This is a genomic window from Ligilactobacillus faecis, assembly GCF_029889745.1.
Classification (GTDB): domain Bacteria; phylum Bacillota; class Bacilli; order Lactobacillales; family Lactobacillaceae; genus Ligilactobacillus; species Ligilactobacillus faecis.
Map to the genome: position 1 here is coordinate 1152501 of NZ_CP123639.1, position 13415 is coordinate 1165915.

11 protein-coding genes and 3 tRNA genes (1 of these 14 only partly in view) are annotated in these 13415 nt (G+C 41.6%); 12 read left to right on the forward strand and 2 right to left on the reverse strand.

All coding sequences use genetic code 11. From position 1 onward, the window contains the following. The 6 genes from QFX10_RS05480 to QFX10_RS05505 all read left to right on the forward strand — a co-directional run. Positions 1 to 981, forward strand: partial view of a peptide MFS transporter gene (locus QFX10_RS05480; RefSeq protein WP_280607185.1) — the 3' portion only. 489 nt of this gene lie to the left of the window's left edge; 981 of the gene's 1470 nt are visible here — the last part of the coding sequence; its start codon lies off the left edge, out of view; the stop codon is at positions 979 to 981. A gap of 172 nt (positions 982 to 1153) precedes the next feature. After that, positions 1154 to 1239, forward strand: a tRNA-Tyr gene (locus QFX10_RS05485). 3 nt (positions 1240 to 1242) lie between these two features. Next, a tRNA-Gln gene (locus QFX10_RS05490) sits at positions 1243 to 1314 on the forward strand. Positions 1315 to 1449: 135 nt separating this feature from the next. Further along, a complete protein-coding gene (proC, locus tag QFX10_RS05495; protein ID WP_280607186.1) occupies positions 1450 to 2241 on the forward strand; it encodes a pyrroline-5-carboxylate reductase in 792 nt (263 codons plus the stop codon). A gap of 77 nt (positions 2242 to 2318) precedes the next feature. After that, positions 2319 to 3455, forward strand: a complete 1137-nt coding sequence (nagA, locus tag QFX10_RS05500; protein ID WP_280607187.1) for an N-acetylglucosamine-6-phosphate deacetylase — start codon at positions 2319 to 2321, stop codon at positions 3453 to 3455. A 21-nt stretch (positions 3456 to 3476) separates the two neighbouring features. Then, positions 3477 to 4175 (forward strand): GntR family transcriptional regulator, encoded by a 699-nt coding sequence (locus QFX10_RS05505; protein WP_280607188.1) that lies wholly within the window; start codon positions 3477 to 3479, stop codon positions 4173 to 4175. Positions 4176 to 4217: 42 nt separating this feature from the next. Here QFX10_RS05505 and QFX10_RS05510 read toward each other — a convergent pair whose 3' ends face one another. Then, positions 4218 to 4955 carry a WecB/TagA/CpsF family glycosyltransferase gene (locus QFX10_RS05510; RefSeq protein WP_280607189.1) on the reverse strand — a complete coding sequence of 246 codons (738 nt, stop codon included), beginning with the start codon at positions 4953 to 4955 and terminating at the stop codon, positions 4218 to 4220. A 153-nt stretch (positions 4956 to 5108) separates the two neighbouring features. On the opposite strand from QFX10_RS05510, the gene QFX10_RS05515 reads away from it, so the two are divergent. Continuing rightward, on the forward strand, positions 5109 to 6578 hold the full coding sequence (locus tag QFX10_RS05515; protein WP_280607190.1) for a nicotinate phosphoribosyltransferase: 1470 nt from the start codon (positions 5109 to 5111) through the stop codon (positions 6576 to 6578). A gap of 12 nt (positions 6579 to 6590) precedes the next feature. After that, entirely contained in the window at positions 6591 to 7418 is an 828-nt protein-coding gene (gene nadE, locus QFX10_RS05520) for an NAD(+) synthase (RefSeq protein WP_280607191.1), read from the forward strand. 15 nt (positions 7419 to 7433) lie between these two features. Here nadE and recQ read toward each other — a convergent pair whose 3' ends face one another. After that, complete coding sequence (gene recQ / locus QFX10_RS05525) at positions 7434 to 9209, reverse strand: DNA helicase RecQ (protein ID WP_280607192.1); 1776 nt, start codon at positions 9207 to 9209, stop codon at positions 7434 to 7436. Positions 9210 to 9339: 130 nt separating this feature from the next. On the opposite strand from recQ, the gene QFX10_RS05530 reads away from it, so the two are divergent. The 4 genes from QFX10_RS05530 (at position 9340) to QFX10_RS05545 (ending at position 13148) form a co-directional block, all read left to right on the forward strand. Then, the gene (locus QFX10_RS05530) at positions 9340 to 11520 is read left to right on the forward strand and encodes a Tex family protein (protein ID WP_280607193.1); all 2181 of its coding nucleotides are present in this window, start codon (positions 9340 to 9342) and stop codon (positions 11518 to 11520) included. Continuing rightward, positions 11513 to 11959, forward strand: a complete 447-nt coding sequence (locus QFX10_RS05535; RefSeq protein WP_280607194.1) for a SprT family protein — start codon at positions 11513 to 11515, stop codon at positions 11957 to 11959. Before QFX10_RS05530 ends, QFX10_RS05535 begins: the two co-directional genes overlap by 8 nt. A 48-nt stretch (positions 11960 to 12007) precedes the next feature. After that, a tRNA-Leu gene (locus QFX10_RS05540) sits at positions 12008 to 12093 on the forward strand. A gap of 71 nt (positions 12094 to 12164) precedes the next feature. Beyond that, positions 12165 to 13148, forward strand: coding sequence for a beta-ketoacyl-ACP synthase III (locus QFX10_RS05545; RefSeq protein WP_280607195.1), 984 nt, complete (start codon positions 12165 to 12167; stop codon positions 13146 to 13148). The last annotated feature ends 267 nt before the right edge of the window (positions 13149 to 13415 follow it).

Sequence of the window (13415 nt, forward strand, 5' to 3'; positions counted from 1 at the left end):
GCACCACTAACAGTTGGCTGGTTAGGTCAAAAAGTCAACTTCCATTTAGGCTTCTCTTTAGCAGCGATCGGGATGTTCTTTGGATTAGTTCAATACTGGATCGATGGCCGCAAATATCTTTCTAAAGAAAGCTTATATCCAACTGATCCGCTTGAACCAGAAGAAATGAAGAGTTTAGGCAAGAAAACTGCGATCTGGAGCATTTTGATCATTTTGATCTTGATCTTGATGAGTCTGTTCAATATGTTTACGATCATGAATGTGATCAACTTATTGACGATCTTGGCGGTCTGTATTCCGGTCTATTACTTCATCAAGATCTTATCAAGTGATAAACTTGATAAGATCGAACGTTCACGTGTTTGGGCTTATATCCCATTATTCATCGCTTCTGTCTTATTTTGGTCGATCGAAGAGCAAGGTTCAGTTGTCTTAGCTTTATTTGCTAACGAACAAACACGTTTAACGCTCTTTGGCTTTAATTTCCCATCTAGTTGGTTCCAAAGTATGAATCCATTGTTCATCATGCTATATGTTCCATTCTTTGCTAGATTGTGGACGAAGTTAGGTAAGAAACAACCTTCTTCACCAATGAAATTCTCCTTTGGGCTCTTCTTTGCAGGTGCCTCCTTCTTATGGATGATGTTACCAGGTCTCTTATTTGGGACAGGTGCCAAAGTTAGCCCATTATGGTTGATCATGAGTTGGGCGTTAGTTATCATCGGTGAAATGTTGATCTCGCCGATCGGACTTTCAGTCACGACTAAATTAGCGCCACGTGCCTTCCAAGCTCAAATGATGAGTATTTGGTTCTTAGGCGATGCTGTAGCGCAAGCCTTTAATGCTCAGATCGTACGCTTATATAGTGCAGATACTGAAGTTATGTACTTTGGTCTGATTGGGGTCGTAACAGTTGTCTTTGGTGTATTACTTTTAGTTTTAACACCACGGATCAAAAAACTAATGGAAAATGTTAATTAAAGTAAAAGCAATGACTAGTTCAATGAGTTAGTCATTGCTTTTTTTCTTAAGCCTAAAAGCTTGTTCAAAAAAATATTTAAAAAACTTTTGAAAAAGTGTTGCATTTTGATACTAAACAGGGTATTATAATTAAGTCGGATGCGTTAAGACGTCTGATAAGAGTTTAAAAAATGGAAGGGTAGCGAAGTCTGGCTAAACGCGGCGGACTGTAAATCCGCTCCTTCGGGTTCGGTGGTTCGAATCCACTCCCTTCCACCATATTGGGCTATAGCCAAGCGGTAAGGCAACGGTTTTTGGTACCGTCATGCGCTGGTTCGAATCCAGCTAGCCCAATGACTGATAAGTCACGACTTTTAGTCGTGGCTTTTTTTTATAAAAATATTCGCCTGTCTATAAGTAAAGCGCGTAGATCTATTCTTTGCTATAATCAAATAGAAGTAGTTCAATCAAAAAAAGTAGGTGAAGTTTATGGAGATCGGCTTTATCGGTGTTGGTAATATGGCAAAAGCGATCATCAATGGTTGGCAAAAAAATGGAGTACAAGCAAAGATCAATGTTCATAGTGCGCATAAAGAGAATTATGTCCCTTATGCGACTGAACATGGCTTATATGCTTGTTCTGATAATGTGAGTGTCGTGCAAAATTCTGACATCGTCTTTTTAGCAGTCAAGCCTTTAGTTTTAGGAAAAGTTTTAGCTGAGATCAAAGCAAGTGTCAAGCAAAAAAAACCACTTATCGTGTCGATGGTCACAGGGGTTTCTTTAGATGAATTAACAAAAGCTTTGGATCCTCAAGTTAAGCTCATTCGGATCATGCCAAACGTCAATGTTGAGATCGGTGAAGGTATGACAGCATTAGTCGCAAATAAAAATGTAGCTTCTGAGGAGTTAAAGAACGTGACTGAACTTTTTGAGTTGGTCGGCAAGACTCAACTCTTACCCGAAAAAGATTTCAGCACTTTTGTTGCTTTAGCTGGGAGTTCGCCGGCTTATGTTTATTTCTTTATCGATGCAATGGCTAGAACTGGAGTCAAATATGGACTTTCTAAAGCACAAGCAACTCAGATCGCTGCGCAAGCAGTTTTAGGAAGTGCCAAAAAAGTGCTTCATGAAACAAAGTCGCCGATGGATCTGATCGATGATGTTTGTTCACCAGGGGGCACGACGATCGCTGGTTTGTTGGCATTAGAAGAAGCTGGATTTATGACAGCAGTTGTTAAAGGTTTAGATGCCACGATCAAAAAAGATCAAGGACAATAAGTATTCTAACTTGTAATTTTGGTCTATACCTATTACTATTAAGGGGTAATCAATCTAAGAAAGCGGGTCCAAAAATTATGAGTAAAGTGCTCAAACATGCTGTTATCTATACTGGTGAAGAAACTTTAAAAGATGCTTATTTACGTTTCGATGAAACGATCATCGATCTCGGAAAGATGAGCGATTATCAAGCTTTACCAACCGATACTGAAGTGATCGATGTAGCAGGTAAGACGATCATCCCAGGTTTTATCGATGTTCATAGTCATGGTGGTTATGACTTTGATGCAATGGATGGTGATGCTGAAGCGTTAGATAAAATGGTCAACGAGATGATCTATGAAGGGGTCACGACGTATTTTCCGACAACGATGACGCAATCGCATGAAAATATTGCTAAAGCGATGCAGGCGATCAGAGAAGCGGCAGCTAAAAATCCAGTTATCCAAGGGATCCATTTAGAAGGTCCTTTTGTATCTCCGGTCTTTAAAGGCGCTCAACCAGAAGAGTATATCGAAGCACCAGATCTTGAAGTTTTTGATCAATGGAACAAGCTTTCTGGCAATTTGATCAAGTTAGTGACTTATGCACCAGAGCATAGTACCTCGCCAGCTTTTGAAAAATATCTCTTAGAACATGGGATCGTGCCTTCAGTCGGACATAGTAATGCTACGCGTGAACAGATGAAACATTCTAAAGCCAGCCATGTGACTCATTTATATAATGCACAGCGGGAATTTAAACACCGTGAGCCAGGTGTTACAGGTCATGCGCTTTTAGAAGACAATATTTATTGCGAGTTGATCGCCGATGGCTTCCATGTTTGCCCAGATATGATAAAATTAGCATACGAACTAAAAGGACCAGATAAGATCGAATTAGTGACTGATTCGATGCGGGCTAAAGGGATGCCAGAAGGAGTCTCAGAATTGGGTGGTCAAAAAGTTATCGTCAAAGATAAGCAAGCGCGCCTAGAGACGGGAAACTTAGCCGGCAGTGTCTTGCGCTATGAAGATGCTTTTAAAAATATCATACGTTTTACAGGTTGTTCGATCGCAGATGCAGTCAAGATGACTTCTGGTAATCAAGCCAAAGAATTTGGGCTCGTCAAGAAAGGTAAATTGGCCCCAGGAATGGACGCTGATCTGAATATTTTAGACCAAGACTTGAAGCTTGTTTCGACGTATAGTTTAGGGCGTAAATTTAAAAAATAATATTACTAGGGGGTTTTGGCGGTGAGTTCACCAGTTTATATCCAGATCCACAATAAGATAAAAAAAGAGATCGAAGCTAATCGTTGGGCGATCGGTGAGAGGATTCCAGCTGAACGCGCTTTAGCAGTCCAATTTGGGGTTAGTCGGATGACTTTGCGACAAGCGATCCAGACTTTAGTCGAAGAAGGGATCTTAGAGCGTAAAGTTGGCTCTGGAACGTATGTTGCACGTAAAAAAGTCCAAGAAAAGATGTCTGGTGTAACGAGCTTTACCGCTTTGACTAAGGCTCAAGGGAAAAAGCCCTCTAGTAAAACTGTTTCTTACCTTGTAACGACGCCTTCTTTGAGTGAAAGTGAACATTTAGAGTTGGCAGAGGGACAAAAAGTTTTACGGATGGAACGGATCCGTTATGCTGATGAAGTGCCGATCTGTTTTGAAGTTGCGACTGTTCCTTATGATCTGATCAAAGATTACGAGCGTAAGCAAGTGACGCGTTCGCTCTACCAAACGTTAGAACAAAACGGGCTTGCGATCGGGCATGCAGAGCAAACAGTCAGTGCGATGTTGGCCTCAGAACGGATCGCAGATTATCTACATTTAAAGCGCGGAGCTGCCATCTTAAGGTTACATCAGTTAACAAAATTAGGTGATGGCCGTCCCTTTGAATATGTGCGTACACAGTATGCCGGTGAACGCTTTGAATTTTATCTTGAAAAATAAAGAGATCACTTGTTTAGACAAACGTTCTAAACAAGTGATCTCTTATTTTTTAGCTAAAAGCTTTTCACGGTAAACGAGTAAGAGATATTTAGGCAAAGCTAACATTCGTTTGGCACGTGTCGGCTCTTTCAAAAGACGGTACGCCCATTCAAGGTGATGCTCGATCCACCATTTGGGCGCGCGCTTAGTCAGACCTGACAAGACATCAAAGCTTCCCCCAACGCCCATCCACAAGGCATCTGCACATGTCCGATTATTGACGATAAAAAATTCTTGTTTGGGAAAGCCTAAAGCGACAAAAACGAGTTCCGGTCGTGCTTTTTTGAGGGCTTGTGCGACTTTAGTCTCATCTTTGAAATAGCCGTCACAACTCCCAGCGATCACAAGATCGGGGTAGTCTTTTTTGACTTTTGCCAAGACTTTTGTGAGTGCCTCTGGTTTAGCGCCTAAAAAAAAGACGCGTTTTTTTGTTTCATTGGCAAATTCGAGTAAACTAAGCATCGTGTCGTAACCAGTGACTCGTTCTGGTAATGGATCACCTAAGATCTTAGCACCTTTGATGATCCCGATCCCGTCTGCTGTGATATGATCGGCAGTCTTTAAAGCCTTTTTATAAGCGGGATCGTTTTTAGCTGCTAAAACGATCTCAGGATTAGCCGTCACGATAAAGCGATCTTGGTGGGCTAAGCTGGCTTGTTTTAATTCAGTTAAGAGTTCATCAGCTGTGACTTTGCTAAAGTCGATCCCTAAAACATTGACAGTCGCAAATTTTTTCTCCATTTTATCCACCTTTCGAAAACTGATACTTTTATTATAACAGTAAGTATGTCGATCGATTGGTGTTTTTGACTAAACGTGATAAAATTAAACGCATATGATCAATTTCGCCCAACTACGGCGGAAAAACATTTGATTATCAAAGAGGAATTAAAAATGGTCAAAACTTATCCCGATGACAGTTATACGCTCCATACTGATGCGTATCAGATCAATATGATGCAAACATATTGGCGTGAAGGTCTAGCCGATCGAAAAGCGATCTTTGAAGTCTATTTTCGGAAACTGCCATTCAAAAATGGATATGCGATTTTTGCGGGGCTTGAACGGATCGTCAATTACATCCAAAACCTACATTTTACAGAATCAGATCTCACTTATTTAAGTGAAGTAGCCGATTATCCGGCTGACTTTATCGATTATCTCAGAAATTTTGAATTTAAAGCTACGATCCGCTCAGCCGTTGAAGGTGAAGTCGTGTTCAACAATGAACCGATTTTGCAAGTCGAAGGACCGTTAGTCGATTGTCAATTGATCGAAACAGCGCTTTTGAATATCGTCAATTATCAAACGTTGATCGCCACTAAAGCTGCACGAGTCCGTTCCGCTTGTGGTTCAGATAGTTTATTAGAATTTGGGACGCGGCGTGCGCAAGAATTTGATGCAGCTTTGTGGGGGACACGGGCAGCTTATATCGGTGGCTTTGATGCGACAAGTAACGTTCGCGCCGCTAAGATCTTTGGGATCCCAGCTAGTGGAACGCATGCCCATGCCCTTGTGCAAGCTTATCGCAATGACTATGATGCATTTATGGCATATGCTAAAACACATAAAGATTGTGTCTTTTTAGTCGATACGTACGATACTTTGCGCTCAGGGGTCCCCAATGCGATCAAAGTCGCAAAAGAATTAGGAGATCAGATCAACTTCTTAGGCGTTCGGATCGATTCAGGGGATATGGCATATATCTCAAAACGGGTGCGTGAACAGCTCGATGAAGCTGGCTTTCCTGATGCTAAGATCTATGCTTCAAATGATCTTGATGAAAAGACCATCACTAACTTAAAGATGCAAGGCGCGAAGATCGATGTTTGGGGTGTGGGTACGAAATTGATCACGGCCTATGATCAACCAGCCTTAGGTGCAGTTTACAAGATGGTCGCGATCGAAGATGATCAAGGTGTTTTAGAGGATACGATCAAGATCTCAAGTAATGCTGAAAAAGTCTCGACTCCAGGAAGAAAACAAGTTTGGCGGATCACCAAAAAGGCTGATGGAAAGTCAGAAGGTGATTACATCACTGTGTGGGATGAAGATCCAAGAAAAGAAAAAGCGCTCTATATGTTCCATCCGCAATATACGTATATCAATAAGAATGTGACTGATTTTGAGGCACGTCCATTGTTAGTCGATATTTTTGTTGAAGGAAAATTAGTGTACGATCTACCGAGTTTAGCGCAGATCAAGGCTTACGCTAAGACGCATTTAGATAGTTTATGGGAAGAATACAAACGTGATCTAAATCCACAAGACTATCCAGTCGATCTTTCACAAAAATGCTATGACAATAAGATGAAGATCATCAAAGAAGTACGTGAAAGTATCAGTCAAAAATATGAAAAGTAAGAAGGTAGTAGCATGCGAACATTGCAAGCCCAGATCATTGAAGAATTGAAAGTCAGACCAACGATCGATCCAAAAGAAGAAATCAGATGTTCGCTCGACTTTTTAAAAGCCTATTTAGTGAAGCATCCATTTTTAAAAACGCTAGTCCTAGGGATCTCTGGCGGGCAGGATTCGACGCTTTGTGGGAAACTTTGCCAAATGGCGATCGAAGAATTGCGCGCTGAGACTGGCGATCAAAGTTATCGGTTTATCGCAGTCCGTTTACCTTATGGCACACAAGCTGATGAACAAGATGCGTTAGCTGCGATCGATTTTATGCAAGCCGACCAAACGATGCGCGTCAATATCAAAGAAGCAAGTGATGCGATGGTCCAAGCAGTTGAAGCAAATGGGATCACGATCAGCGATTTCAATAAAGGCAACATCAAAGCGCGGCAACGCATGATTGCTCAATATGCGATCGCTGGAGCAACATCAGGCGCTGTTGTCGGAACTGATCATGCGGCTGAAGCGATCACCGGCTTTTACACGAAATACGGTGATGGTGGGGCTGATATTATGCCACTTTGGCGTTTAGATAAGCGCCAAGGTCGGGCCATGTTAGAAGCATTAGGGGCCCCTGCTCATCTTTACCAAAAGACTCCGACCGCAGATCTTGAAGAAGATCGACCAGCGTTACCAGATGAAGTTGCATTAGGTGTGACCTATACTGATATCGATGACTATTTAGAAGGCAAAGAAGTTGCAGCAGAAACTGCGCAAAAGATCGAAAATTGGTTTGAAAAGACTAAACATAAACGGCATTTGCCGATCACTGTCTACGATGATTTCTGGAAGTAAACAAAAAGAAGCTCACTAATGGGCTTCTTTTTTAGTAGTTTGATAGTTTGTCAAGGCATCTAAAAAGATCTTGCCGTATTTTTCAAGTTTACTGTGTCCGACGCCTTTGAGTTCGAGAAAAGCACGTTCATCAGTCGGAAGCTTTTCACACATCTCATGTAAAGTTTGATCAGAAAAGATGACAAAGGGGGGCACGTGTTGAGCTTCAGCTAGTTCACGGCGTAAATGGCGCAGTTTTTCAAAGAGTTCATTATCGATCATGACGACTTTTTTGGCGACAACTTCTTGGCGCATAAAGACTTGTTCTGCGCCACGTAAAACCTCTCCTCCGCGTTTTGCGACCCTTAGAGTTGGGTATTGACCGTTGGTTGTTTCCAAGTAACCACTTGCAGTTAAAAAGTCGATCAAACTTTCGATCTCGGTCGCTTTTTTGTGCATGATCCCATAAGTTGAGAGTTGATCAAAACCAAGTTCTAAGATCCGTTTAGCTTTTGAACCGGCTAAAACTTGGGCGACGATCTTTTTGCCAAAATGCGCTCGCATCCGAATGATACATGACATGATCATTTGTGCTTCTTTTGTAATATCTTGTTTAGCCCGAGTATCTGTACAATTTGTACATTTTTGACAGGGGGGACAGTCTTGACCAAAATATTGGACTAAAAAGCGTTGGAGACACTCTTCTGTATTCGCATAACGGCTCAAAGATTGCAGTTTCAAATAGTCGCGTTCACGATGAGCCTCATCTGCTTCTGAATTATCAATAAAAAAGCGTTGAACACGAAGATCAGCTTCTTTATAAAATAAGATGGCTTCACTTGCGACTCCATCACGCCCAGCCCGACCAGCTTCTTGATAATAAGCTTCTAAGCTTCCTGGAACTTGGGCGTGGATCACAAAACGGACATTGCTTTTATCGATCCCCATCCCAAAAGCATTAGTCGCGACCATGATCGGGGTACGATCGTAAAGAAAGTCTTCTTGATTTTGTTTGCGTACAGTTTCAGAGAGACCAGCATGATAGATCCCAGCATTTAAGCCACATTTTTGTAAAAGGTTCCCGAGCTGTTCGACTTTTTTGCGTGTCGCAGCGTAAATGATCCCTGATTCATGCGGATTTTCTTTGAGATAAGCAAGTAAATATTTTTCAAAATTCGTTCCTTTAATGAGCTTAAACGTCAGATTAGGGCGTGCAAAGCTCGTTTTAACTTCATTTGTGGTGGGGATCTGTAAGAGCGTTTTGATATCGTGCGCGACTTGCGGAGTCGCAGTCGCAGTCAGAGCGATCACAGTCGGGGCCTGTTTGAGTTGTGCTAATAAAAGCGGTAATTTTAAGTAACTGGGACGAAAATCATGTCCCCATTGAGAGATACAATGAGCTTCATCGACTGCGACTAAGGAGACTGGCAGATCTTCTAGAAGTTCTAAGAAAAATTGATTTTCGAGCCTTTCTGGTGCGATATAGAGCAATTTTAATTCGTGGCGGCGTGCCTTTTGCAAAACTGCTTTTGTTTCAGCAAAACTTTGCGAGCTATTGAGCAACCCGGCACTGATCCCATTTTGCAAAAGGCTATCGACTTGGTCTTTCATCAAAGAGATCAAAGGTGAGATCACTAATGTTAGATCAGGACTCAAGAGAGCGGGGATCTGGTAACAAAGAGATTTACCACCACCAGTCGGCAATAATGCCAGGGTGTTTTGGTGCGCTAAGACGAGTTCGATAACTTGTTTTTGGCCATCTTTAAAGTCATCATAACCGAAATAATGTTTGAGAGCAGTCGTGGGCGTCACGATTTAGGCCACCTTTCTAGCAAGAATGTCATCTTTGATTTTAGTCGTTTAAGTCTGATCATGCAAACTTGTTTTACGTAGCTAAAATCTCTAAAATAAAACTAACTAGATCACAAGCGAGGAAAATAACATGGAACAAGCTTATGTAAAATTGGTCACTGAAAAACTCACATATCGCCCAGAGCAGATCGAAGCGGCGTTGAAATTATTAGATGAAGGAAATACGATCCCCTTTATCGCGCGTTATCGTAAAGAAGCAACTAAAAGTTTAGATGAAGTCGAACTGCGTGAGATCAAAACGGTCTATGAGCAAACAGAAAAGCTCGAGAAAAAGCGGACCGATATTGTGGCAAAGATCACAGAACAAGAGAAGTTGACCCCTAAATTAAAAAAAGCACTGTTAGAAGCTAAAACGCTCCAACAGTTAGAAGATCTATATTTGCCTTTTAAACAAAAACGGCGGACTAAGGCTCAGATCGCTAAAGAACAAGGTTTAGCTGGCTTAGCTAAAGAACTTTTAAAATTTGATACTGAAGACGTGTTCAGTAAAGCCCAAAAATATGTTGCGAAAGCTAAAGGCGTCGCTGACGAAGAAAAAGCGTTAGCAGGAGCGCATGAGATCTTAGCAGAAGCGTTTGGTGAAAGTGCCCCTTTACGTGCTTTTGTGCGCCGGCATGCTCAGAAAAAAGGGTATCTCGAAAGTAAATTAAAAGATCAAGTAAAAGATGAAACTCGTGTTTATCAAGACTATTACGCTTTTGAAGAAGCTATCAGTTCGATCTTAGATCACCGGATCTTAGCGCTTGATCGTGGTGAAAAGGCAGGTGTTTTAAAAGTTAGCTTAGTGGTTGATGATGGCTATGTTTTACGGTATTTCCATTCACAGCTGATCGGTCAAAAACAAGGACCAAGTGTTGCTTATGTTGAAAAAGCTTATACGGATGCCTATAAACGCTTTATTTTCCCTGCGATCGAACGTGAGCTTCGGCGTGATCTGACTGCTAAAGCAGTCAAACAAGCGATCGCAGTTTTTGGGGATAACTTATACCATCTTTTGATGCAAGCTCCTCTTAAAGGAAAAACGATCTTAGGTCTAGATCCGGCTTTTCGCACTGGGTGCAAATTAGCAGTCGTTGATCCGACTGGTAAATTTTTAGCTAAAGCAGTCATTTATCCCCATGAAAAAGCTAAGGGCCAAAAGCCAGATCCAAAAAAGCAAGCCCAAGCTAAGCAAACTTTAAAAGCCTTGATCGAAAAATATGGGGTTGAGATGGTCGCGATCGGAAATGGGACTGCCAGCCGTGAATCAGAGCGCTTCGTTGCCCAAGTTTTAGAAGAAATTCCAGCAAAAGTCTACTATGTGATCGTTAATGAAGCCGGGGCGTCTGTCTATTCTGCGAGTGAAGCAGCCCGGACAGAGTTTCCAGATTTTAACGTGGAAGAGCGCTCAGCTGTGAGCATTGCGCGTCGTTTGCAAGATCCTTTAGCAGAACTGATCAAGATCGATCCTAAAGCAATCGGGGTAGGGCAGTATCAACACGATCTTCCAGAAAAACAATTAGATGAAAAATTGGCAACTGTGATCGAAACAGGAGTCAATCAAGCTGGTGTCAATTTAAATACAGCTAGTGCAGCCTTGCTTCAGCATATCTCAGGCTTAAATAAAACGACTGCGCAAAATATCGTAGCTTATCGGGATGAAAATGGTCGTTTTGAAGCTCGGACTGAGCTAAAGAAAGTCCCCCGTCTAGGTAAGAAAGCTTATGAACAGGCCGCTGGTTTTTTACGGATCAGTGAAGGAAAAAATATTTTTGATAACACTGACATCCATCCAGAAAGTTATCCTTTAGCCCAAAAACTTTTAGTGGCAGCAAAGCTCTCTATCGACCAGTTAGGGACGACTACCGCTAAAGAACAACTTGAAGCGTTAGATCTCAAAGCTTTTGCTCAAAAACAAGCGGCTGGGGTAGAGACTGTAACGGATATCGTTCAAAGTTTAAGTAAACCTGGGCGAACATTTCGCGATACGATGCCAGCCCCACTTTTACGATCAGATATTTTGCATTTAGAAGATCTCAAACCTAAAATGCAACTACAAGGAACGGTCAGAAATGTCGTTGACTTTGGAGTTTTTGTCGATATCGGCGTCAAACAAGATGGTTTAGTCCATATCTCGAAGTTGAGTAAAAACTTTGTCAAACATCCAAGTCAAGTTGTAGCAGTTGGAGATATCGTAACTGTTTATGTTGAAGAAGTCGATCTAAAGCGTAACCGGATCCAATTGAGTATGTTAGGACCAGAAAATGACTGAAGCAGAACTGCAAGCACTTGTTGAGATGCTTTCACTTAAATATTTCAAACGTCCATTCAAGCATCGAGCCCGTTTCAATCCCCGGTTACAAACGACAGGTGGGCGTTATCTTTTGAGCAGTCATGATCTAGAGTTGAATCAAAAGATGTTGACTGAACATAGTCGAGAAGTTTTGATCGGGACGATCAAACATGAGCTATGTCATTATCACTTACATTTAGAAAAAAGAGGGTATCGTCACCGTGATCAAGACTTTAAACAGCTCTTAAAAAAAGTCGGTGGTCTTCGGTTTGCACCAGCTACTGTCAAAAAAGCACGCTATCATTATCAATGCTGCGAGTGTCAGCAAGATTATTTACGGCAGCGAAGAGTTGATGTGCAAAAATATCGGTGTGGTAAGTGTCGAGGCCAGCTCAAATTGCTCAAAAAAAATTTTTAAAAAAGGTTGCAGCGTCTGAAAATGTCTGCTATAATTAATTCTGTTGTCGCGGGTATGGCGGAATTGGCAGACGCGTCAGACTAAGGATCTGGTGAGCAATTGAGCTCGTGATGGTTCGAATCCATTTACCCGCATCATTGAAAGAAGAGCTGTGAATTATTCGCAGCTCTTTTTTAATTTCACGCAAGAAATGAGGCTAAAGAAGATGAATGCTGTAAAAATCAGTGCAAGTGCTGGCTATTTGCCTGAAAGAGTCGTGACAAATGATGAATTGAGTCAGATCATGGCGACCTCAGATGAGTGGATCGTAGCACATACTGGGATCAAAGAAAGGCGTTATGCACTGGGAGAAAATACCTCTGATCTAGCAACAAAAGTCGCCCAAAAGTTGTTGAAAGAAGCTCGCTTGGCGCCAGAAGAACTTGATCTGATCATCGTTTCAACGATCACCCCAGATGCTTTGACACCGTCAACGGCTGCTTTAGTCCAACGTAATATTCAAGCTAAAAATGCTTTTGCTTATGATCTTTCGGCAGCGTGTGCAGGTTTTATCTTCGCGTTATCCACAGGTGAAAAGTTTATTCGCTCAGGAGCATATCAAAAAGTAATGATCATTAGCGCAGAAACAAATTCGAAAATGATGGACTTTACTGACCGGACCTCGGCTGTCTTCTTTGGGGATGGGGCAGCAGGCGTGATCATTGAAGCTAGTCAAGCTCAAGATGAGATCTTAGCTGAAAAATTGTGTACTGCAGGCAATAGTGAAGTTATCCACAGTGGACGGGTGGCGCCACTGACTCAAGTTGCGGCATCGAATTATCCACAGGTGGATGCTTTTTACCAAGATGGGCGGGCTGTGTTTGAATTTGTGACGACGACTGTTTTAGCTCATATCGATGAATTTTTACAAGCCCAAGGTCTGAGACCACAAGATCTTGACCTAGTCGTGACGCATCAAGCTAATTTACGTTTGATCGAGAAGATCGCGAATCATTTAGAATTACCTCTAGATAGATTTGCGATCAATGTTGATCAAGTTGGCAATACTTCTTCGGTTGGGATCCCGTTAGCGTTAGCTCAAGCACTTAAAGCAGGACAAAGACCAAAGACAGCTTTACTGACAGGCTTTGGGGCTGGTTTAGCCTATGGTAGTTTGTTGCTTGATCTGAGTCATTACCAAGAAAATTAAATTTTTTTACTCGCTCAAACGTGGTTAATTGCGTTTGAGCGTTTTTTATTTATACAATAAATAAAAATAACACTAAATTAATTTATTTCTAAAATAAATATTGACACTTATGTTGTATGAGAATATACTTAGCCTAACTTAAATAAAGCGAGGTGATATATATGTCGTCAAGGCTACCTGCACCAAAACATAGTAGTCTACCACCGGTTGGCTTCCGCGTTGGTAGCAGATAATTTATAGAGGGTCTTTGATCATTTTGATTAAAGA

Coding starts and splice junctions, on each gene's coding strand:
- proC (WP_280607186.1), top strand. CDS start 1,450: ATGGAGATCGGCTTTATCGGTGTTGGTAATATGGCAAAAGCGATCATC.
- nagA (WP_280607187.1), top strand. CDS start 2,319: ATGAGTAAAGTGCTCAAACATGCTGTTATCTATACTGGTGAAGAAACT.
- QFX10_RS05510 (WP_280607189.1), bottom strand. CDS start 4,955: ATGGAGAAAAAATTTGCGACTGTCAATGTTTTAGGGATCGACTTTAGC.
- QFX10_RS05515 (WP_280607190.1), top strand. CDS start 5,109: ATGGTCAAAACTTATCCCGATGACAGTTATACGCTCCATACTGATGCG.
- nadE (WP_280607191.1), top strand. CDS start 6,591: ATGCGAACATTGCAAGCCCAGATCATTGAAGAATTGAAAGTCAGACCA.
- QFX10_RS05530 (WP_280607193.1), top strand. CDS start 9,340: ATGGAACAAGCTTATGTAAAATTGGTCACTGAAAAACTCACATATCGC.
- QFX10_RS05535 (WP_280607194.1), top strand. CDS start 11,513: ATGACTGAAGCAGAACTGCAAGCACTTGTTGAGATGCTTTCACTTAAA.
- QFX10_RS05545 (WP_280607195.1), top strand. CDS start 12,165: ATGAATGCTGTAAAAATCAGTGCAAGTGCTGGCTATTTGCCTGAAAGA.